A 21,368-nucleotide genomic window follows, 5' to 3' on the forward strand; every position below is an offset into this window, starting at 1 on the left:
GCGGTAACCGAGGGGGTCAGGCCAGCACAACCGCCCTGGGACGGCCCTCGACGGGGTGTCGGCGGGCCGGGCCATGGCACGAAATTGGCCGTCTGTCAACCCCCATTCTCTCCCTATTTTTTCCAGGCGGTGCCGCTGACCTGCACCGTTGTTGCCCTCGTGTCGGGGCTACGTGTTAGCATGAAGTAACGAAAGGGGCTCGAATCAGATGATTTTCAAGGTCGGAGACACCGTCGTTTATCCACACCACGGTGCTGCGTTGATCGAGGCGATCGAAACCCGAACCATCAAAGGGGAGCAGAAAGAATACCTCGTCTTGAAGGTGGCGCAGGGAGACCTCACGGTTCGAGTGCCCGCCGAGAACGCCGAGTACGTCGGTGTTCGCGACGTGGTCGGGCAGGAGGGCCTCGATAAGGTGTTCCAGGTGCTGCGCGCTCCGCACACCGAGGAGCCGACCAACTGGTCGCGTCGCTACAAGGCCAACCTGGAGAAGCTTGCCTCCGGTGACGTCAATAAGGTGGCGGAGGTGGTGCGTGACCTGTGGCGGCGGGAGCAGGAGCGTGGCCTGTCCGCCGGTGAGAAGCGAATGCTGGCCAAGGCACGGCAGATCCTGGTGGGCGAGTTGGCTCTGGCCGAAAGCACCGACGACGCCAAGGCGGAGACCATTCTCGACGAGGTATTAGCCGCCGCATCCTGACACCCTGAGGCGTGAGTGAGCGGGGGAACACCCGCGGTCGCCGCACTGGTGCCGGCCGCGGGCACGGGTCGGCGGCTGGCCGCCGGAGTGCCGAAAGCGTTCCTTGCGCTTGGCGGGTGCACCCTGCTCGAAAGGGCGGTTGCCGGCCTGCTGGCGGCGGGGGTGGATCGGGTCGTGGTCGCGGTGCCGTCCGATCGCATCGATCAGGCCGAGTCGATTCTCGGTCGACGCGCCCGTGTCGTCGCCGGTGGGGCCAGCCGCTGCGAATCCGTGAGTCGAGCGTTGGCGGCGCTGACGGAGGTTCCCGGGGCGGGGCCGGAATTCGTGCTGGTGCATGACGCCGCCCGGGCACTGACCCCACCGGGGTTGATCGTGCGGGTGGTTGACGCGTTGCGGGCCGGCCGTCCCGCCGTGGTGCCCGCGCTACCGGTCAGCGACACCATCAGGGCCGTCGACGCCTCCGGTAGGGTGCTGGACACGCCCGACCGGACGGGCCTGCGTGCGGTCCAGACTCCCCAGGGGTTCACCACCGAGCTGCTGTTGCGGGCCTACCGGGGTGCCGATGGCGTCGATGTCACCGACGACGCGGCGTTGGTCGAGCGGGCGGGTGGCGAGGTGCACGTGGTCGAGGGCGACCCGCTGGCGTTCAAGATCACGACACGGCTGGATGTGCTGCTCGCCCGGGCGATCCTGAGCCGGTGAACCCGCTGCCCCGCGTCGGTCTGGGCATCGACGTCCATCGAATCGAACCCGGACGGCCGTGCCGGTTACTGGGCCTGCTGTTTTCGGACGCCCACGGCTGCGCCGGGCACTCCGACGGTGACGTGGCCGCCCACGCGCTGTGCGACGCGGTACTGTCGGCCGCCGGGCTGGGTGACGTCGGCGAGGTGTTCGGCGTCGATGACCCGCACTGGGCCGGCGTCAGCGGCACCGAAATGCTGCGTCATGTCGCCGAATTGATTGCCCGGCACGGCTATCGCGTCGGCAACGCGGCCGTGCAGGTGATTGGCAATCGACCGAAAATCGGCCCCCGGCGAGCCGAGGCGCAAAAGGTGCTCTCCGAGCTGCTGGGCGGGCCCGTCTCGGTGTCGGCCACCACCACCGACGGGCTGGGGCTGACCGGGCGCGGCGAAGGCCTGGCCGCAATCGCGACGGCGTTGGTGGTCCGCGTGAAACCGGGCAACCCGGGTTAGCCGGTAAGCTGGCAGGTCGTGACCAATCGGGCCGGCCTGCGGCTACACGACACGGCGACCGGCACCGTGCGTGATTTCATTCCGCTGCGGTCCGGGCATGTCTCGATCTATCTGTGCGGCGCCACCGTCCAGGGTCTGCCGCATATCGGGCACGTCCGTAGTGCGGTGGCCTTCGACATTCTGCGCCGCTGGCTGATAGCGCGCGGCAACGACGTCGCGTTCATCCGCAACGTGACCGACATCGACGACAAAATCCTCGGCAAAGCCGCCGCCGCGGGACGCCCCTGGTGGGAATGGGCGGCGACCTACGAGCGCGAGTTCACCGCGGCCTATGACGCACTGGGTGTGCTGCCGCCGTCGGCCGAACCGCGGGCCACCGGTCACATCACGCAGATGGTCGAACTGATCGAGCGGTTGATCCGCACCGGCCACGCCTACACCGGCAACGGTGACGTGTATTTCGACGTGCTGAGCTATCCCGAGTACGGTCAGCTGTCCGGCCACCGGATCGACGACGTCCACCAGGGTGAGGGTGTGGCGACCGGCAAGCGTGACCAGCGCGATTTCACGCTGTGGAAGGCCGCCAAGCCCGGGGAGCCGTCGTGGCCCACGCCGTGGGGCCGGGGACGGCCCGGCTGGCATTTGGAATGCTCGGCGATGGCCCGCACCTATCTCGGACCGGAGTTCGATATTCATTGCGGTGGAATGGATTTGGTGTTTCCCCATCACGAAAACGAAATCGCGCAAAGCCGTGCCGCCGGCGACGGGTTCGCCCGCTACTGGCTGCACAACGGCTGGGTCACCCTGGGCGGGGAAAAGATGAGCAAGTCGCTGGGAAACGTGCTTGCCATACCCGCGGTCTTGCAGCGCGTGCGGCCCGCCGAACTGCGCTACTACCTGGGCAGCGCCCACTATCGCTCGATGCTGGAATTCTCCGAGACGGCGCTGCGGGACGCGGTCAGGGCCTACGTGGGCATCGAGGATTTCCTGCACCGGGTGCGCAGCCGGGTGGGGGCCGTGGCGCCCGGCCGGTGGACCCCCCGCTTTGCCGCAGCGCTCGACGACGACCTGGCGGTGCCGGCGGCGCTGGCCGAGATCCATCACGCTCGTGCCGAAGGCAACCGGGCACTGGAGGCCGGCGACCACGAGGGCGCCCTGGAGATTGCCGGCACCATCCGGGCGATGATGGCCATCCTGGGTTGCGACCCGCTCGACGAGCGGTGGGAGTCCCACGGCGAGGCGACGGCCGCACTGGCCGCCCTCGAGGTGTTGGTGCAGGCCGAGCTGCAGCGACGGGAAAAGGCCCGCGCGCAACGTGATTGGGCGCTGGCAGACGAAATTCGCGACCGGCTGAAAAAGGCTGGCATCGAGGTCACCGACACCGCCGACGGGCCGCAGTGGTCGCTGGGTGGCCGGGGTGATGGCCGGTAACTCGCGACGACGGGGGGCGGTCCGCAAACCCGGCACCAAGAAGGGCCCGACCGTCGGTTCGGGGGGTCAGCGCCGCCGCGCCCTGAAGGGCCGCGGCCCCACACCGCCCGCGGAGCTGCGGCCGTACCATCCCGCGGCGCGGCGCGCCAGCCAAAAGCCGCAGCCGCGGAGCCCGGTCAACCGTGGCGAGGACACCGAGACGGTGCTCGGGCGCAACCCGGTGCTGGAGTGCCTGCGCGCCGGCGTTCCCGCTACCGCGTTATACCTTGCTCTGGGCACCGAAGCCGATGAACGAATCACCGAATCCATCAGGCGCGCAGCTAATTTGAAGATCGCTATCCTCGAGGTATCGCGAACCGACTTGGACCGGATAGCCGGTGACGGACGACATCAGGGCATCGCGCTGCAGGTGCTGCCCTACCGCTACGCCCATCCGGACGACCTGCTCGCCGCCGCCGTCGAGTCCCCGCCGGCGCTGCTGGTCGCGTTGGACAACATCTCCGATCCGCGCAACCTCGGGGCGATCGTGCGGTCGGTGGCGGCGTTCGCCGGCCATGGCGTGCTGATTCCGCAGCGACGTTCGGCGTCGGTGACGGCGGTCGCCTGGCGCAGCAGCGCCGGCGCGGCGGCCCGGGTTCCGGTGGCGCGGGCCACCAACCTCACACGGACCTTGAAGGACTGGGCGGATCGCGGGCTGCGGGTGGTTGGCCTGGACGCCGCGGGGGACACCCCCCTTGATGACCTCGACGGCACCGATCCGCTGGTGGTCGTCGTCGGATCGGAGGGCAAGGGGTTGTCCCGGCTGGTTCGGCAAAACTGCGATGCCGTGGTATCGATCCCGATGGCCGGGCCCGCCGAATCGCTCAACGCCTCGGTGGCCGCGGGGGTGGTGCTCGCCGAAATCGCCCGCCAGCGCAGGCGTTGAGGTGCTCGTGCGCCGTCGCGCCCTGGGGTTCGCATTGGCGGCCGTCGCAGTGCTGCCGGGACCGCCGGCGCCGGCGGCGCCGGCGGCATTCGATCTGGTGGCCCATCAGGGAGGTCAAGGCGAGGCGACCGGGGAATCGCTGCGAGCCTTCGCCAAGTCCCTCGAACTTGGGGTGAGCACACTGGAGTTCGACGTGGTGATCACCAAAGACGGTCAACCTCTGGTGTGGCACGACCAGCGGATCGTACCGGAAAAATGCGCCGACACCGGGCCGGTGCTTGCCGGCGACCCGCAGTATCCGTACGTGGGCAAGCTGGTGCGCGACCTCACCCTCGAGCAGTTGCGTACGCTCGACTGCGGCCGGCCCACCAATGAATTTCCCTGTGCTGAAGTGGTGCGGGGCAACAAGATAGCGACGCTGCCGGAGGTTTTTGCGCTCACCGATTCCTACCGGGCGAACGTGCGCTACGACATCGAAACCAAGGTGGATGCCGAACACCCGGGCGCATCGGCAGATCCCCGGGAATTCGTTGACGTGATCGTTGCGGCGGCCAGGTCCGCAGGCAAACTCGATCGGGTTGACATCGAAAGTTTCGACTGGCGCGTGCTGTCACTGGTGCATCAAGAGCAGCCGTCGATACCGGTGGCGGCGTTGTGGAATGAGAAGACCTGGACGCCGGATTCGCCGTGGCTGGCCGGGATCGATCCGGCGGTCATCGGTGACCCGGTTGTCGGTGCGATGATGGCCGGCGCGAATATTCTTTCGCCCGGGTATTCGGTGCCATCCGGCCAGACGACCGGGGACCCGGGTTTCACCCTGGTCGCCGACAAGACATTCGTCGATCGGGCACATGCCCTGGGCCTGAAGGTCATTCCGTGGACCATCAACGACGCGGATACCATGCGCGCGCAGATCGCCGCGGGCGCCGACGGCATTATCACCGACTATCCTGCGTTGCTGCGCACCGTGATGGCCGGTGATGGGATGCCATTACCGCGGGCGTATCACCGGGAGTAGGCGCGCGGCGGGCTGGCTCGGATCTAGATACCCAGGATCCGGACACTGGCCCACAGCGCCAGCACCGCCGCCACCAGGGCCGTGGGCACCGTGCACAGGCCGAGTCGGGTGTACTCGCCGACGTCGGCCGGCACGTTGTACCGGCGCAGCACACGGCGCCACAGCAGGTTGGACAGCGAGCCGGTGTAGGTCAGGTTGGGGCCGATGTTCACACCGATCAGCACCGCGAGGATCGCAGCGGGGCCGCTTGCCGCTACCAACGGCAGCAACACCAACGTCGCTGGCAGGTTGTTGACGATGTTGGCGAGCACGGCGGCCGCCACCGCGGTACCGAGCAGCGCGGGCAACCCGGAGCCGGCGGGCAGCAGCGCGCACATGTCGGCGCCCAGCCCGTTGTTGGTGACCGCTTGCACGACGACGCCCAGCGCCGGCACAAATACCAGAAACGGCAGGTTCACCGCGCGCACGACCGCCGCGACCGAGGTGCGCCGGCGGGCGAGGCCATGGGCAGCTAATACCGCGGCGCCGGCGAGGGCCGCCCATACGGGTGCGACGCCTGCCGCCTCGGCGCCCGCGAAGCCGGCAAGTGTCAGCGCCACCACCGCCACAACGAAGACCGGCGGCCGCGGTGCCGGCCCACCCCGCCGGTAATCGGGCGCCACACGCAAATCCCGGGCGAAAAACCGGCGGAAAACCACGTAGACGGTGGCGACCGCGGCCAGCCAGGGCAGCGTCATCACCAGCGTGAACTTCGTGAACGGGAGATTCGCGCGGTGGAAGGCCAGCAGGTTGGTGAGATTCGACACCGGCAGCAGTAGCGATGCGGCGTTGGCCAGGTGCGCGCTGGCATAGGCGTGTGGGCGCACCGGTGCCCGCAGCCGGCGGACGGTGACCAGGATTACCGGGGTCAGCAGCACCACGGTGGCGTCCAAGCTGAGCACGGCGGTGATGGTGGCCGCGATGACGAACACCCGGCGCAACAGCCGACCCGATCCGACGCCCGCCCGCGCCATCGCCGCTCCGGCCGCCTCGAACAGGCCTTCGTCGTCGCACATTTTGGCCAGCACCAGCACTGCGCCCAGAAAGGCGACCACCCGCAGCAGCCGGGCCGCCTCGGCGCCCGCCTGGGGCACCGAAACCGCGCCGATGAGCATCAGGATCAGCGCCGCCGGAACCGCAGCGCATGCCTCCGGCCAGCCCCGCGGGCGGGCGACCGCGAATGCCAGGACAACACCGAGCAGCAACAACGCAACAGTGAGCGTCAACGTTCAGCTCCCCGGGGGCTCGCGCCACCACACCGCCGGCATCTGCTCGGCGTGTGCGGTGTTCGTCCGGTGGTCGGCGAGGTAAGGCCGTGGCCGCAGGCCCGGCTGTGTGACACCGAGGTAGGCGACCTCGACGCGGTGACCGGCGAGCGCGCCTTTCACGAAACCCGCGCCGCTGGTGAACTGGGTTCCGCGGCAGGCGTCCCGAACGGGTCCGGGTAGCGACCGATCATCGGGACGACCTGCCTTGAGGCGTACGTCGAGGTCGCTAGCGGCCACGGCCGCCAGCCTAAAGGCGAGGCGCAAACGTGGGAGCCGCGCATCGATGGAAATCGGCGGGCCGCTGCTGCGGGCCCACATCGTAGGACCATCGGTTGGTACAGGCCGCGGCGCCGGCGCCGGATCATCCAGCGCCGGCGAAGCATCCGTAAGACCCGCCACAGCGGGGCGGGAAGCGGCAAGGCTAAAGCCCAAACCCCGCAAGCGGACGCCGCGTGAGCGTGTCACTAAAACACACTCAACGGCAACGGTCTGACTATCGGACGCGCGGCCAGCATGTGATGCTTTCCCGGCGGGGCCATTTGCACCACGCCGCGGGCAAGTTGGCTCGTAGGCTTGAGTGGTGCGTTATTCGTGGCCGCTGACCGGACGGGCCGAGGAGATACAAGTCATCGAGGCCGCGATAGCCGATCCGGAGGTGGCCGGGATCGTTATTTGGGGGGCCCCGGGAGTGGGCAAGAGCCGGCTTGCCCGCGAAGCGCTGGCCGGCGCCGCGTCCAACGGGCGTGAAACCCGGTGGGTGGTCGGCGTATCCTCAGCGCGCAACATTCCTTTGGGTGCGCTCGCTGCATGGGCTCCGGTGGCGACTACCGACACGCTGCAGGTCATACGCGGCGTGATCGACGCACTGACGTCCGCATCCGGGGCCACCCAGGTGGTGATTGGTGTCGACGACGTGACGCTGCTCGATGATCTGTCGACGTTTGTTCTTCACCAGATCGCGCAGCGCCGCGCCGCCAAGCTGGTGCTCACCGTTCGTGACGGCGAACCGATCCCCGCCGTAACGCGAGAGGTGTGGGCCGCTGCGCAATTCGACCGGCTTGACCTGCAGCCGCTGTCGCGCGACGAAACCACGCTACTGCTCTCGGCCACGTTGGGTGGGCGCGTGGATCCCGATGACGCAGGCCGGTTGTGGCGACTGACCCGCGGCAATGTGCTCTACTTGCGCAACATTGTCGAACAAGGTGTCATCGACGGCCGGCTTGTCCGGCAGCGCGGTTACTGGAGTTGGGTTGGCGAACCGGTGATGCCTCCCGGCCTAGTAGACATGATCGACGCGCGGATCGGAACCCTGCCAACAGCTGTTAGCGATGTGCTTGATGCGCTGGCCGTCGGGGAACCCATCGAACTGGCAGCCCTGATCCGGATCACCACCCGCGCGGCGGTCGAGGAGGCCGACATCCGCGGTCTGATTTCAGTTGAGCGCGTTGACGGCCGGGCGGTGGCGTGGGTAGCGCATCCGCTCTACGCCGAGGTGCGCAAAAAGCGTGCCGCGCCCACCAGGCTGCGCCGGATGCGCGGACTTGTCGCAGCAGAATTGGCAAACTGCGAAAATGGCGACAATATGCGAACGGCGGTACGGCGGGCGGCTTTGAGTCTTGATTCCGACCTCGCCCCGGAGCCTGGCCTGTTCGTCACGGCGGCCCAGGGGGCGGTGTGGCTGGCGGATCTCGCGCTGGCTGACCGACTGGCGGAAGCAGCGATCCGCGCCGGGGCCGGTGCGGAAGCGTATTTCATTCGCGCACACGCATTGTCGTGGCTGGGCCGCAGTGACGAGGCCGACGGCATGCTCGCGGGCTGCCCAACCGACGGGTTCACCGACGCCGACCATGCCAGGCTCACCTTCCTGCGGGCCAGCACACTGTTCTGGGCTGTTGGAGATGTTCCAGCGGCGAAACGTCTTGTCGATGACGCGCGGCTCACGGCGCCTCCCGGCAGCCGCGGCTGCCTTGAGGCATTCCTGGCGGTGTATTGGGCCGCGGCTGGCCATCCGGGCGCGGCGTTGGAGTACGCAAGGCACCTCGTTTTGGACCAGCTGCCCGGCGTCGTCGGCGCGGAGGCGGCGTGGGCGATCACGCAAGGGGCCGGGGACGCGGGGCGCACGGTCGAGGCCGTGACCGCCGCAGCGGCGGGATACAACTTCCTGGCACGCACTTTCGACGCGCCGCTGATGGGTTTCGTGCTTGCCGACGCCCATGTGGGGGCGCTGCTGTTGTCGGGGATGATCGAGGAAGCCCAGGGCGTGGCGCAGTGGTTGGGGAAGCAAGCAGCGGATCTGCCGGGCAGGGCTGGGGTGATCAGCAACATAGTGGTAGGCCGGGCCGCGGTTGGCTCGGGTCGTCTCGACTCGGCGTGTTCGCTGCTCGAACCGGTGGCCGAGTTGTTCTCCGCTACGGGACAAGCGGCCGGCGGCACCTGGTACAAATGCCTGATCCCCTACACGACTGCGCTGGCCATTCGTGGCGCAATCGATCAGGCCGACGCCGCGCTGCAGATGCTCGAGCACCATCGACACCCGAGCTGGCAGTGTGTGGACTATGAGCGGGAGTTGGCGCGCGCGTGGGTGGCCGCGGCCCACGGTGCTGTCAACCAAGCAATCGCCGCCGTGTTGTCGGCTGCTGAAATCACGAGGGAGCGCGGCCAATTTGCGGCAGAAGTAATCTGTTTGCAAACTGCCACGCAGCTGGGGGACAAGTCGAGTGCGTGGCGTCTGCGCGAATTGGCCGGGCTCGTCGAGGGACCGCGCGTTGAACTGGCGGCCCGGTTCTCAGCCGCTCTACACGATGCCGATGCTGGCGAACTCGACGCCGTATCAAGGGAATTCGAGCGCATTGGCGACCTCGTTGCCGCGGTCGATGCGGCGGCGCACGCGGCTGCGGTATATCGTCGCGAGGGTCGCCGCGGATCGGCCTATGGGTGCGCGGCGCGCGCCGAGGCGCTGGCCCGGCAGGGCGGTGGCGTCTTCACGCCCGCGCTGGGTAACGCACTCGCGCCGCTGCCGTTGACCCCTCGGGAGCGCGAGATCGCGATGCTAATCGGTGCCGGACTGGCCAACCGCGCGATCGCGGAGCGGCTAAGTCTGTCCGTGCGCACGGTGGAGGCCCACATCTACCGAGCGATGACCAAGACCGGTGCGGTCGACCGCCAGGAGCTTGCCGCGTTGGTGCCTCGACGCCGGAGCATGCCCCTCGGTTAACACCTCATCGCGGCGGGTCCGGGCGAAAGTGCAGTAGCACGCCACTCACGCCGTGTGCTGTCCTTGGAGCCACGCTGATCGAATGGCCGACGACCCCACCGCGCGCGAGCGGGCGCTACGCACGCTGCCGTTGCCGTACTCGCTGGCGCTGCGACTGCGCGACGCCGGGGTCGCTCCCGATGCGATCTCCGAATATCTCGACGTCGACCTGGCCGGGCTGGCCGGCCTGTACCGCGTTGCCGAGGCAAAACTCGCCGCCGCGCAGCGGGTAATCGATCGCCGCGATGAGAACACCCCGGCGCCGACCCACGGTGTCCGACGCGGCAACGCGAAATTGCAGTAGCGCACTACTTACGCACCGCGCCACCGCGCGAGCAATGCTGTGTATCGGGTCGGCTGATCAACCGTGGACTAGCCGCCCGGGGGCCGAACACACCGAGAGAGGAACATTCATGAATACCAAGCGCACCCGCAATCCGACCAGTTACCCGATTACGCGCAGGGTGAAGCCGATGTCGACCGGCAAATGTGTCACGCTGGCCGCCGTCGCCACCATCGGCGCGGGCACCGCACTGGGGTTGGCCGGGCACACCGGTTCGGTCCTGGCAGCGCCCGCAGTCCCGATTGCGGCCCCTGGCACCAGCGTCGTCGTCATGGCGTCCGACTCCCATAGCCGGCTGGTCACGATGCAGACTGCCGCCGGGCCGTGGACTGGGCCGGGCTCGACCCTGAGGGAAGCTCCATGTCCGACGAGCCCGCCGACCAATCCGGGCAGGCCCGGGGATCACCCTCCCCTTCAGCCGTTTTCGCTGCACCCTCTAGCCCCGTGCGGTACTGACGGCAGCATTAGCGGCCCCGGCGCCGGGGGAACCGATCCGGGCGGCGGCAGCATCGATACCGGTGGCGCCACCGTCTGCGTCGGTGACGAGATCGAGTGCCACCAACCCTTCTAGCCGGCGGCACGCCCGGCGGTTCTTGGCCGGCCAGCACGCCTCGGCCGCGAGTCTCCGGGAGGGCCCCGCAGCAATCGGGTCCGCACGAAATACGCGGCGAACCGAACGCACCACTTTCCTGGCCACCGATCGAGCGCGTCACTTTGCGCGGCTTCTAACGACACAAAACCGTGGCCTTAGGCCGAAATCCGGAGGATGCCATGAACCGCCTATTCGCCGTCGCCTATGGTGCGCTGAGTTATCTGGTATTTCTCGCAGCTTTCCTATACGCGATCGGCTTCGTGGGCAACATCGCGGTTCCACGAAGCATCGATCGCGGAGTAGCAGCGCCACCAGGCCAAGCGGTGGTGGTAAATGCACTGCTGCTGGGTGTGTTCGCCATCCAGCACAGCGTCATGGCAAGGGCGGCGTTCAAACGTTGGTGGACGCGGTTTGTGCCGCAGCCCGCGGAGCGCAGCACCTACGTGCTGCTCGCGAGTCTGGCGCTGTTTCTGCTGTATTGGCAATGGCGGACCATACCCGGGGTGATCTGGAAGGTGACGTCATCAGCGCAACGGCAGGGACTGTGGGCGTTGTTCTGGCTGGGCTGGGTGATAGTCCTGTCGGCGACGTTCATGATAAATCACTTCGACCTGTTCGGCCTCCGCCAAGTGTATTTGGCCTGGTGTGGAAAGCCATACACCTACATCGGCTTTCGTAAACCACTGCTCTATCGGCTGGTGCGCCATCCCATCATGCTCGGCTTCGTCATCGCCTTCTGGGCGACGCCAACCATGACAGCCGGACATCTGCTCTTCGCCATCGGCACCACCGGATACATCCTGCTCGCCGTGCAGCTGGAGGAACGCGACCTCGTCGCAGCCCTCGGTGATCAATACCACGAATATCGCCGGGCGGTGCCGATGCTCCTACCGACACCGCGGCGGCGCCGGGCGGCGACCGCCCCGCCTGCGCAGGCTCCACCCGCCTGGCGTGCGCAGCGGAAGGAAAAACGACATGACGGTCAACCCGAACATCACACGAAAACACTTGGAAGAACAGGGTTTTTGCGATCCCGACGATGCGAAGCTCGGCGGGCCGGCACCGCCTGGATGAGGCGGGTCCTGCCCTGGCACGCTGATCATGATCGTCGTCGTTTTGACCGAGGTCACCGCAGGAGCAGAAACCTCTCAGGAAGCTGATGTGCTCAACGCGATGGTGTGGTCGGCACTGGGCGCGAAATTGCAGTAGTGGGCTACTGAGGCGCTGCGGAACTGCACGAGAAATGCTGCCAGGCAGACTCCATCGCGGTCGATACAGGAGACGACAATCGCGCCGACCAAGGCGCACCGGGGAGAGGGAGGAACACCGGCCCGCACGACGAACCGTTTCCGGCAATATCACGTTGTGCCAAAAAGTGTCACTCGGCGAGGCGTTAGCGCTCATACCCATGCGGCCACCCACGACCGCACGGCCCATAGCCGCCACAGATAAGGAGTCCATGATGAGAACAGCACACCTATCCGTCAATGCCCCGCGGCGGGCGCATCCGCGTCAGCTGGTGCCCGCCACATTCGTTGCGGTGGGTGCCACCGCCGGCTTACTGGTCCTCACCGCACCCGCCGCTTATGCATTGCCGGAATCGCAAATCAAGTCCGAGTGCGAACAGGGCGGCGGGCACTACGAAACGACGGTGCGTCCGGATGGATCGCGGGTGTCGGTATGCTGCCCTACGGGCGCGCCCGGTGAGATCGCGGCCGGGAAATGCAGCATCTACGTGAACGGCGAGCTATCGGCAATGCAGGGCGGCGAGGCTGACCCGACCAGCCCTGTTGTGCGGCCGCCCCGCGGTCCGATCCCGACGGCTATCGAGGAACCGCCGGTTGCGGCTGGCTAGGCAATACCGCCGGGGTGGCCCGTCACGCGGTTGCTCGAGACACCCCGGCGTCTGCCTTGGGGTCAGGCACTCGTGGCGGGCAGCGTACAGGCCCGCACGGTGCCGGCGCGCCGCAGCGAAATTGAAGTAGTGTGCTATGTACGCGCAGCGGCCTCCGCATCAGACATGCCGCCACCGGCACACCATCGCAATCGCAGATGGTGTCGGGCGACAGCTTCCGCCCCGGCGATGCAGCACGGGGAGAGGAACGACACATGGGGTACCGCACTTGCGTCGGATGCGTCGGGGCGTTCGCCGCTACCCTGGGCATCGGGCGAGCGGTCGCCATGACGCCAGGGGTGGCGTCTGTCACGCCGCCCGCATCCGCGGGCGCTTCGGCGTAGCACCGCGACCCATCACTCCGGTCGAAGCAGGCAATTATGGCTGATATCGTCCTGATCAATCCTCGGTTCGGGGTGTCTTACTGGGCCTGGAGTGCGCGCTTCCGCTGCTTGGTAAGAAGTGCAATCTACCGACCTCCTGTCTGCCGCTGCTGGCCGCGTTGACGCCCGACGAGCATTCTGTGGCGATCGTGGGTGAGAACGTCGAGCCGATCGACTACGACCGCTTGGCGCTGGCCGACATCGTGGGGCTCACCGGCATGAGCGTCCAGCGCGACCGGATGCGGGAGATTCTCCGCGAACTGAAAGCCCGTGGCGTCTTCACGGTCGTCGGCGGTCCGTGGGTCAGTGTGCAGGAAGATGACTTCCAAGGCCTGGCTGATGTGATCTTCATCGGCGAAGCGGAAACGACCTGGCCGCAGTTTCTTGACGAGTGGGCCAGGGGGCGACATCGGCACCGTTACGAGCAACTCGAGCCGACCGATATGACCCGCCTGCCGGTGCCGCGGTACGACCTGCTGAAGGTCAAGGATTATCTGTTCGGCAGCATCCAGTTCACCCGGGGCTGTCCGTTCCAATGCGAGTTTTGCGACATCATCATCATGTTCGGTCGCAAGCCGAGGCTGTCGCCGAGGGGTATCCCTTCACGTTTTTCACCGAGGCGTCGCTCAACCTCGCCGAAGACGATGAGTTGATTCAGTTGATGGACGCGGCCAACATCGTGACCGTCGTCATCGGCATCGAGAGCCCGAATGAAGAATCGCTGCGTGAGACGAAAAAGTATCAAAACGTGCGCAAAGGCGGCTCGATTGCCGACCGGGTCCGCAAAGTGCAAGACGCGGGCCTTGAGTCTGGTGCGGCATGATCGTCGGCTTCGATCACGACTGGCAGGTCCCCGATAGTCGATCCATCTGGTTTTAGAGCCAGGTTTGTTTTGATACCGGGTTTCAGTTGATCTCGCAGGCCACGGGGTGGTGGGTGTGGCTGCAGCGGGCAGCGTACTCGGCCGGGGTCAGGTAGCCCAGCGCCGAGTGGCGATGCCGATGGTTATGTTCATGCTTGAAGTCGCCGATGACGACACGGGCTTCAAGCAGACTGGTCCAGTGGTTGCGGTTGAGGCACTCCTTTCGTAGCCGATTGTTGAACGATTCGATGTGGCCGTTGTTCCATGGGGTTCCCGGCGGGATGTAGACCAAGCCGACTTTGTTCTCACAGAAGCGTTGCAGCGCTTGGGAGATCATCTCCGGACCGTTGTCCATCCGCAGCACCATCGGTGGTCCGCCGGCGGCGGCGAACACCTGCTCAAGCTCGTCGACGAGCCGTTCGCCGGTGATCGAGCGCTCCACGATGTTCAGCAGTGATTCGCGGGTGTGCTCGTCGATCATCGAGGCGATCTTGATGGCCTTTCCGTCGATGGTGGAGTCGAACTGGAAATCGATCGCCCACACCACCTTGGGCGCATCCGCCTCGATCTTCGGTGACCAGGATGACTGACCAGCACGCTTGCGTGGGCTGTGCACCCGCCGCTGCAGGCCCTCGTCCTTCCATAGCCGGTGCACCTTCTTCTTGTTGACCTTGCAGTGCTCGTCGTAGCGCAGAGCAGCCCAGGCCCGCCGGAAGCCGTGGCAGGGATGCTTGCTCGCATAGGCCCGCAGCCACGCGCGCAGGTCGGCGTCGGGGTCTTGCGGGGTCGCCGCGAGCGGGGTGCGCCGGTAGGTGGAGCGGGCGAGCCCGACCGCCTTGCACGCGAGCCGTTCAGACAGACCCAGAACCTCTTTGAGCATGTCCACAGCGCGGCGCTTGGCAGCCGGGCTCAAAATTTTCCCTTCGCCACCTCCCGCAGGGCATCCTTTTCCAGCTCAGCCTCCGCCAGCAGCCGCTTGAGCCGGGTGTTCTGCTCGCGCAGCTCCCTGAGCTCCTTGGCGGCATCGACGCCCATACCACCGTAGGTGCGCCGCCAGTTGTACAGCGTCGCCGGCGAAACCTCCAAGTCAGCGGCGATCTCCTCATTGGTCATTCCCGCCGCGGCAAGCTCATCAGCACGGCGCAACTTGCGCACGATGTCCTCCGCGGAATGCCTCTTGCGGCCAGCCATGTGACTCATCGTCCCTTCCGCCCCACCCGGGGGCCACAGGACTCTAAAACACGGCGGACTCATCCAACGGGAACACGCCAACGACGATGTCCGGATCTTCAAAGCCCAGCGCGAGTTAATGCGTCAGACCGACATCATGCACGCGATGGTCGGCATGCTCTCGGCGATCCCGAAGACCCCGTTGTACGCTCGTTTGAAGAACGAGGGTCGCCTCGATCTCGAAGATGAATGGGTGTTCGGCACGAACGTCATTCCGCTCGAAATGAGTCGCGAGGAGTTGCGCGACGGGTACATCGGCCTGATGCGCGACTTGTATGATCCCGAGTACTACTTCGAGCGTCTCGAAAACCTGTATCTCACACGTGGATTCGATTTCTCTCGGGTTCGTAATGTCTACTGGCGCCGGCATCCGCTCAAGAAATGCAAGGCGCAGTCGCGCGATGCACTGCAAGCGATCGGCCTGTTTCTCCGGCTGATGAGAAACGTTCCGGACCCGGAGTTGCGCTACCCCTATCGCCGTCGCATGATGACTATGCTGCTCCGACGGCAGGATCCGAGCGTGTTGTTCGTTTGCGTGATATCAAGTGCGCGATGCACTACCACCACTACACAATGTCCCGCCGGATGGTCCAACAGCGTGGTCTGGTGAACACGTTCTAAAGCACTGCGGCCCGACCTAACCTAGGAAGACTCCGTCTGCCGTCGCGCGAACCAGCTGACCACCCGCCCGATGATGATCAGCAACAGCACAAAGACGATCAGCAGCAAGGCGGCGTCGTAGGACAGGTCGTGGGCCGTCTTTGAGGGCTGGTTGTAGAACGTCCAGATCGGGTAGGTCAGATAGCCCACCGGTGAACCGGTGAGTTGTCCGGTCGGGGCGGACTCCGACCAGCCCGCGGTATACAGCATCGGGGCCGTCTCGCCGATCGCCAGCGCCAGCGCCACCAGCATGCCGGTGACGATTCCCGGCAATGCCGACTTCAGCACGATCCGGCGCAGCGTCCAGCCGACCGGCAGCCCCAGCGCCTCGGCCCCTTCCCGATACGAGGTCGGCACCTGACGAAGCGACGCCTCGGTGGCCTTGGCGATATACGGGATGCTGATGACCGACAGCGTCAGCACCCCGGCCGCCAGGGAAAACCCCCACTGAAACGTCACCACGAGTGCCACATAGCCGACGTAGCCCAGCACGATGGAGGGGATCCCGGAGAGCACCTCGTAGGCGCCCCGCAGCACCGACTGTGTTCTGCCGGTGGCGAACTCCGACAAATAAATGCCGGTCAGCACGCTCACCGTGCCACCCACCAGCATGACCCCCAGACCCAGGACCGCGGTGCCGACGATGGCGTTGCGCAGGCCACCCCCCTGGCCCTGGGTGTTTTCGACCAGCACGCTCCAGTGAAACACCGGCAACGCCCGGCCCACGACCTCGATCAGCATCCACAAGGTCGGGCCGACCACCAGCGCCAAACAGCAGTAGCAGGCCGTCCAAAAAAGCGCATTGACAAGCTTACGCCGGGTGGCGATCGATTGACGCTGGGCGGCCAGCGTTGACGGTCGCAGCACCCCGAGGGATAGTGTCGCGCCGGTGTGGCTCATGGTCAGATTCCTCGTCCGACGGGTAGGGCGGTGCTGGAGGCCCGGCGCACCAGGGCGCGGGCGGCGACGTTGGTCAGCAGGGTGATCACCATGAGCACCAGGCTGGCTTCGGCGAGGGTTTTCACCGCGAAGCCGGTGGAGTCGGTCAGCGCGGAATCCAGTTGGGAGACCACGGTGGCGGCGATGGTGGTCATGGTGGCGTAGATGTTGGTGGGCAGCGCCCCCAGCACCGACCCGGAGACCATGGCCACCGCCATGGTCTCCCCCAGGGCGCGCCCGAGCCCCAACACCACCGCGCCGATGATGCCGCTGGACACCCAGGGCAGGGTGACCCGCCGGGCGCACTCCCACTCGGACATGCCCAGCGCGATCGCGCCCTCGCGGGGCAAAAGCGGCACCTGGCGGATCAGATCCCGGCTGGTGCTGGCGATGATGGGGATGACCATCACCGCCAGCACCAGACCCGAGACCAGCAGGCCCTCCCCGTTGCCGGTGTCGCCGCGAAAATAGTTGAGCACCGGCACGTCGGGGGCGTTGCGGGCGATCAGCGGGGCGATGTGGTGGGCGATCACCGGACCGAAGGTCATCGCCCCCCACAACCCGACGATCACGCTGGGGATGCCGGCCAGCAGCTCCAGGGTCATGCCCACCGCGGTGGCCAGCCTGCGGGGCAGGCGTTCCACGATCACCAGCGCCGCCCCGATCGACACCGGCACCGCGATGATCAGGGCGATCACCGAGGTCGCCAGGGTGCCCACGATCAGCGGCAGCGCCCCGTAGTAGGCGCCCACCGGGTGGGCCACCCCGTGGGTGGTTTCGGTGCTGCCGTAGGTGTTGCCCGGATCCCAGGCGGTGGCGGTGAAAAAATGCAGCCCATTGACCCGCATCGCCGGCAGCGCCTCGATGAGCAGCGTCGCCAGCACAAACACCAGCGCCAGCAGCGGGACCACCGCCCCCACCCCGCCGGCCCAGCGCACCAGCCCCCCACCGCGGCGCACCCCACCCACCCGACGCGGCCCGCGGCGCAGAACCGGCGCGTCGGTCGAGGCATCCGGTGTCACGTGATGGGCCATCGAAATCGCACCCTTCTAACGGCTGGTGGTTCTCGCGGCTAGCTGGTGATCTTGGCGATCTGGGCGTCGGAGAGCTTCACCACCGGGGCCGGCAGCGGCTGGAAGTGCACCTGATCCAGGAACGAGGGGCTGTTCCCGTCGGTCAACGCCCAGTGCAGGAACGCCTGCAGCGTCTGGGCGGTGGCGGCGTCTTTTTGCTGGCTGTTGACGATGGCGTACTCGTAGTTGATGATCGGATACCCGTCGGGGGCGGGCCCGTCGATCAGCGAGATCGCCTCGTTCTCGGGGGTTTGTGAGACGAAGCCGGCGGCCTCGGCCTGAATGCTTTTGGCGTCGGGCAGCAGATACTTGCCGGAGGCGTTGCCCAGCCGGGCTTCGCCCAGACCCTTTTGGGTGGCCTGGTCGAGGAAGCTGATGCCGATGTAGGCCACGCACCCGGGGGTCTTGGCGCAGCCGGTCACCATGCCGGCGTTGCCGTGCTCGGCCAGCGCACTCGGCACCGCGGGGAAGGCGACGGTGGTGCCGAAACCGGGTGACTTCCCCCACCCGTCGGGATCCTGCTTGGACAAATACTGGGTGAACAAGAAAGTGGCACCGGACCCGTCGGAGCGGTGCAGCGGAATCACCGGGGTGGCGGGCAGGTTCACCCCGGGGTTAAGCGCGGTGATCTGCGGGTCGTTCCAGGTTTTGATGGTGCCCTCATACATGGCCGCCAGCACCTTGCCGTTGAGCTTGAGGTGCTCGGTGACACCGGGAAGATTGTAGTTGATCTGCTGGGCCGAGATGGCCAGCGGGATGTTCATCAGCCCCTTGTGTTGGGCCATGTCACCCTCGGACAGGTAGGCGTCGGAGGCGCCGATGGTGACCGCCCCTGCGGCGGCCTGGGAGATCCCGGTACCGGACCCGGTGCCCTGGGGGGTGATCGTGACGTTCGGGTACTTCTGGTGATAGGCCGGAGCCCACAGGTTAAACAGCGGATAAAGCAGGGTGCTGCCGGTTTCCGACAACGCCACCGGGGAACTCGCCGGGGTGGTGGCGATTTTCCCGGTGGGGGCGGGGCTTGAGGACGGGTGAGCCGACTTGGGCCCGCAGGCCGCGGCCAACACCAGCGGTGCCACCGCCGAGACCACCAGCACCGTGCGCAAACGAATTCTCACAACTGCCCACCTTTCTTTTCCACCACCACCGTGTGGCCTCGACGATGACACCGAGCGGCCTGGGGTCAGCCGAAACGCCCGGAGACGTAGCGGATGGTTTCCTCGCGCTGGGGGGAGAGGAACACCTGCTCGGTGGGCCCCTCCTCGATGAGCCTGCCGTCGAAGAAAAACGCCGTCCGGTCCGCGATGCGCGACGCCTGCGCCAGGTTGTGGGTCACGATGATCACCGTCAGCCGGCCCGCGAGCGAGCGGATCAAATCCTCGATCTTTTCGGTCGCGGTCGGATCCAGCGACGAGGTGGGCTCATCAAGCAGCAGCACCTCGGGGTGAACCGCCAGCGCGCGCGCCAAACACAACAACTGCTGCTGGCCCCCGGACAACCGAAACGGGGAATCCCCCAACCGATCCTTGACCGCCTCCCACAACCCCACCTCCCGCAGCCGCTCCTCGGCGATCAGCGCGAACCGCTTGCGCGGCACCATCTTGTGCGCGCGCACCCCGGCGACCACATTGTCCAGGATCGACATCGGAAACGGGTTGGGCCGCTGAAACAGCATGCCCACCCGCCGGCGCAACTCCATCAGGTCGTGCTGCTCACCGTAGATGCTGCGCCCCCCCAACAACACCTCCCCGCGGCGGCGATACCCCGACACCTTGTCATTCATCCGGTTCAGGGTGCGCAAAAACGTCGTCTTACCCGACCCGGTGGGCCCCAGCAACGCCGTCACCGCGCGCGCCGGGAAACTCAGGCTCACCCCATCCAGCACCGTTTTAGCGCCGAAACCCAAGGTCAGGTCCACCGCCTGGATCACCCCGGTGGCGGCACCGGCCTCGGCGGCACCGGCGTGGGCCCCCAGCCGTTCAGAATCCATCAGCATCTGCTACTCCTATAGCCCCACGTCCTACCGACTTGCCGATGTGGGGGGTGGGCAACTACCCCGCCAGCCGCTCGCGGGCTAACGCTAAGGACTTCGGGTGAACACCGGGTGACCAAGACGAGACGGATATACGAATAGCATGTGCGTCGCCGGGCAAAGCTGACCGCCGCGCTCAGCCGAGCCAGGATTGCATGCGGCGCAGCGCTTCCTCGACATCGCGTGTCGGGCCGGCAAAGGACAGCCGGACGAATGAGCCGCCACGAACGGTGTCGAAGTCGATTCCGGGCGCGATCGCAACTCCGGTGTCGGACAACAACTTCGAGCAGAACTGCATCGAATCCGTGGTAACGTCCGAAACGTCGGCATACACGTAGAACGCGCCATCGGTGGGCGCCAGCCGGTCGATGCCGAGGTTTCGCAGGCCGTCCAGCAACAGCGTGCGGTTGAGAGCGTATTGGCGCAGATGCCCGTCGGCCTCGGCGACGGCTTCGGGGGTGAATGCCGCGACGGCGGCGTACTGCGAGAGCACGGGCGGACAGATGGTGAAGTTGCCGGCGAGGCAGTCCACCGCGCGGCGCAACTCCGGCGGCACCAGCAGCCACCCCAAACGCCACCCCGTCATCGCGTAATATTTGGAAAAACTGTTGACCACCACCGCGTTTCGCGACACTTGCCAGGCACAGCTGGTCTGCGGCGCGCCGTCGTAGACCAGCCCGTGGTAGACCTCGTCGCTGATCAGTCGTACCTGCGACTCTTCGCACCAGGAGGCAATCGCCGCGAGGTCAGCGGGTGCGATGACCGTCCCGGTGGGATTGGCCGGGCTGGCTACCACCAGACCCTTTACCGGAGGGTCGATTTCGGCGAGCATCTGTACGGTGGGCTGAAATCGCGTTTCCGCTCCGCATTCGATTTCGACGACCTCGCACCCGAGCGCCGCAAGAATGTTGCGGTAACACGGGTATCCGGGGCTGGTGACCGCGACCCGGTCCCCGACGTCGAAGCAGGCCAGAAACGTGAGCAAAAAGCCGCCCGACGAACCCGTCGTCACCACCACCTCGTCCGCGTCGACCGCCAGTCCATACCGGGTCCGATAGGACGCGGCAATCGCTGCGCGTAACTCCGGAATGCCCAGCGCCACGGTATAACCCAGTTGGTTGAGGTGAAGAGCGGCCGCTGCTGCGGCACGCACCGGCTCGGGGGCGCCCGCGCTGGGCTGGCCCGCCGCGAGGTTCACCAGATCCCCGTGGCTGCGTTGGCGCTCGGCGGCGGCCAGCCACACGTCCATGACGTGAAACGGGGGGATGCCGGCGCGCGCCGCGACGTGGTCGGTCACGAAATACCCATGCTTGCCTGCTCCCGGGGTCGCGGTGCCGGTGCGCCTGTGGATGGCCTCGGTTGCCACGTTACAAAACGCCTCGGCCGACCCGGGCGAGGGCACCGGGGGGCACCGGGCGCGCCGCCCGGACGGTCTTCGTGACAGCCGGCGGGCTACAGTCGAGGTCGATGACGGTCGAGGTACGCATCCCGGTTTCCGACACCGCGGTTTCTCGCCACCGACACCAAGTTTTGGAG

General features: G+C 66.7%; 20 protein-coding genes and 2 pseudogenes. 14 read left to right on the forward strand and 8 right to left on the reverse strand.

What is annotated here, in order from left to right; all coding sequences use genetic code 11:
• Window positions 1–208 precede the first annotated feature (208 nt).
• From carD to QJR12_RS04660, 6 genes are read left to right on the forward strand one after another with little or no spacing between them, the layout of a single operon-like run.
• The gene (gene carD, locus QJR12_RS04635; protein ID WP_213440414.1) at window positions 209–697 is read left to right on the forward strand and encodes an RNA polymerase-binding transcription factor CarD; all 489 of its coding nucleotides are present in this window, start codon (window positions 209–211) and stop codon (window positions 695–697) included.
• Between the two features lie 15 nt (window positions 698–712).
• Entirely contained in the window at window positions 713–1,399 is a 687-nt protein-coding gene (ispD, locus tag QJR12_RS04640) for a 2-C-methyl-D-erythritol 4-phosphate cytidylyltransferase (protein WP_300579524.1), read from the forward strand.
• Window positions 1,396–1,890: a 2-C-methyl-D-erythritol 2,4-cyclodiphosphate synthase gene (gene ispF / locus QJR12_RS04645; protein WP_300579525.1), complete on the forward strand. Its 495-nt coding sequence runs from the start codon at window positions 1,396–1,398 to the stop codon at window positions 1,888–1,890. The genes ispD and ispF overlap by 4 nt, the downstream gene beginning before the upstream one ends.
• 18 nt (window positions 1,891–1,908) lie before the next feature.
• The gene (cysS, locus tag QJR12_RS04650) at window positions 1,909–3,321 is read left to right on the forward strand and encodes a cysteine--tRNA ligase (protein ID WP_300579526.1); all 1,413 of its coding nucleotides are present in this window, start codon (window positions 1,909–1,911) and stop codon (window positions 3,319–3,321) included.
• The gene (gene rlmB, locus QJR12_RS04655) at window positions 3,311–4,246 is read left to right on the forward strand and encodes a 23S rRNA (guanosine(2251)-2'-O)-methyltransferase RlmB (RefSeq protein WP_300579527.1); all 936 of its coding nucleotides are present in this window, start codon (window positions 3,311–3,313) and stop codon (window positions 4,244–4,246) included. The genes cysS and rlmB overlap by 11 nt, the downstream gene beginning before the upstream one ends.
• A gap of 34 nt (window positions 4,247–4,280) precedes the next feature.
• Entirely contained in the window at window positions 4,281–5,264 is a 984-nt protein-coding gene (locus tag QJR12_RS04660) for a glycerophosphodiester phosphodiesterase family protein (protein WP_300579633.1), read from the forward strand.
• 23 nt (window positions 5,265–5,287) lie between these two features.
• On the opposite strand, the gene QJR12_RS04665 is transcribed toward QJR12_RS04660, so the two are convergent.
• Together QJR12_RS04665 and QJR12_RS04670 are read right to left on the reverse strand one after the other, a co-directional pair.
• Window positions 5,288–6,529: an SLC13 family permease gene (locus QJR12_RS04665; RefSeq protein ID WP_300579528.1), complete on the reverse strand. Its 1,242-nt coding sequence runs from the start codon at window positions 6,527–6,529 to the stop codon at window positions 5,288–5,290.
• A gap of 69 nt (window positions 6,530–6,598) precedes the next feature.
• Window positions 6,599–6,700: pseudogene (locus tag QJR12_RS04670) on the reverse strand (MBL fold metallo-hydrolase); the annotation flags it as partial.
• A gap of 451 nt (window positions 6,701–7,151) precedes the next feature.
• Here QJR12_RS04670 and QJR12_RS04675 point away from each other — a divergent pair.
• The 7 genes and pseudogenes from QJR12_RS04675 to QJR12_RS04705 all read left to right on the forward strand — a co-directional run bounded on the left by QJR12_RS04675 (window position 7,152) and on the right by QJR12_RS04705 (window position 13,859).
• Window positions 7,152–9,785: a LuxR family transcriptional regulator gene (locus tag QJR12_RS04675; RefSeq protein ID WP_300579529.1), complete on the forward strand. Its 2,634-nt coding sequence runs from the start codon at window positions 7,152–7,154 to the stop codon at window positions 9,783–9,785.
• An 82-nt stretch (window positions 9,786–9,867) separates the two neighbouring features.
• Window positions 9,868–10,128: a hypothetical protein gene (locus tag QJR12_RS04680; protein WP_300579530.1), complete on the forward strand. Its 261-nt coding sequence runs from the start codon at window positions 9,868–9,870 to the stop codon at window positions 10,126–10,128.
• Between the two features lie 109 nt (window positions 10,129–10,237).
• Complete coding sequence (locus QJR12_RS04685) at window positions 10,238–10,738, forward strand: hypothetical protein (protein WP_300579531.1); 501 nt, start codon at window positions 10,238–10,240, stop codon at window positions 10,736–10,738.
• Window positions 10,739–10,938: 200 nt separating this feature from the next.
• Window positions 10,939–11,664, forward strand: a pseudogene (mddA, locus tag QJR12_RS04690) (methanethiol S-methyltransferase); the annotation flags it as partial.
• 557 nt (window positions 11,665–12,221) lie between these two features.
• Complete coding sequence (locus tag QJR12_RS04695) at window positions 12,222–12,614, forward strand: hypothetical protein (RefSeq protein WP_300579532.1); 393 nt, start codon at window positions 12,222–12,224, stop codon at window positions 12,612–12,614.
• 562 nt (window positions 12,615–13,176) lie between these two features.
• The gene (locus QJR12_RS04700) at window positions 13,177–13,689 is read left to right on the forward strand and encodes a cobalamin-dependent protein (RefSeq protein ID WP_300579533.1); all 513 of its coding nucleotides are present in this window, start codon (window positions 13,177–13,179) and stop codon (window positions 13,687–13,689) included.
• 8 nt (window positions 13,690–13,697) lie between these two features.
• Window positions 13,698–13,859 (forward strand): hypothetical protein, encoded by a 162-nt coding sequence (locus tag QJR12_RS04705; RefSeq protein WP_300579534.1) that lies wholly within the window; start codon window positions 13,698–13,700, stop codon window positions 13,857–13,859.
• Window positions 13,860–13,941: 82 nt separating this feature from the next.
• Here the strand turns inward: QJR12_RS04705 and QJR12_RS04710 are convergent.
• Window positions 13,942–15,089 (reverse strand): IS3 family transposase gene (locus tag QJR12_RS04710; protein WP_300579535.1). Its coding sequence is split into 2 segments (ribosomal slippage): window positions 13,942–14,822 and window positions 14,822–15,089, totalling 1,149 coding nucleotides; the frame shifts between segments, so codons are not numbered across the junction.
• Window positions 15,090–15,207: 118 nt separating this feature from the next.
• On the opposite strand from QJR12_RS04710, the gene QJR12_RS04715 reads away from it, so the two are divergent.
• Window positions 15,208–15,738 carry a DUF4070 domain-containing protein gene (locus QJR12_RS04715; protein WP_300579536.1) on the forward strand — a complete coding sequence of 177 codons (531 nt, stop codon included), beginning with the start codon at window positions 15,208–15,210 and terminating at the stop codon, window positions 15,736–15,738.
• A 32-nt stretch (window positions 15,739–15,770) separates the two neighbouring features.
• On the opposite strand, the gene pstA is transcribed toward QJR12_RS04715, so the two are convergent.
• From pstA to QJR12_RS04740, 5 genes are all read right to left on the reverse strand, one after another.
• Entirely contained in the window at window positions 15,771–16,688 is a 918-nt protein-coding gene (pstA, locus tag QJR12_RS04720; RefSeq protein ID WP_300579537.1) for a phosphate ABC transporter permease PstA, read from the reverse strand.
• Window positions 16,689–16,690: 2 nt separating this feature from the next.
• Window positions 16,691–17,761, reverse strand: coding sequence for a phosphate ABC transporter permease subunit PstC (pstC, locus tag QJR12_RS04725; RefSeq protein ID WP_300579538.1), 1,071 nt, complete (start codon window positions 17,759–17,761; stop codon window positions 16,691–16,693).
• Window positions 17,762–17,799: 38 nt separating this feature from the next.
• The gene (gene pstS, locus QJR12_RS04730) at window positions 17,800–18,918 is read right to left on the reverse strand and encodes a phosphate ABC transporter substrate-binding protein PstS (protein WP_300579539.1); all 1,119 of its coding nucleotides are present in this window, start codon (window positions 18,916–18,918) and stop codon (window positions 17,800–17,802) included.
• 65 nt (window positions 18,919–18,983) lie between these two features.
• Window positions 18,984–19,790, reverse strand: a complete 807-nt coding sequence (gene pstB / locus QJR12_RS04735; protein ID WP_300579634.1) for a phosphate ABC transporter ATP-binding protein PstB — start codon at window positions 19,788–19,790, stop codon at window positions 18,984–18,986.
• A gap of 178 nt (window positions 19,791–19,968) precedes the next feature.
• Window positions 19,969–21,129, reverse strand: a complete 1,161-nt coding sequence (locus tag QJR12_RS04740) for a pyridoxal phosphate-dependent aminotransferase (RefSeq protein ID WP_300579540.1) — start codon at window positions 21,127–21,129, stop codon at window positions 19,969–19,971.
• Window positions 21,130–21,368: the final 239 nt, after the last annotated feature.

Origin of the sequence: Mycobacterium sp., from assembly GCF_029961025.1 — a bacterium.
Classification (GTDB): domain Bacteria; phylum Actinomycetota; class Actinomycetes; order Mycobacteriales; family Mycobacteriaceae; genus Mycobacterium.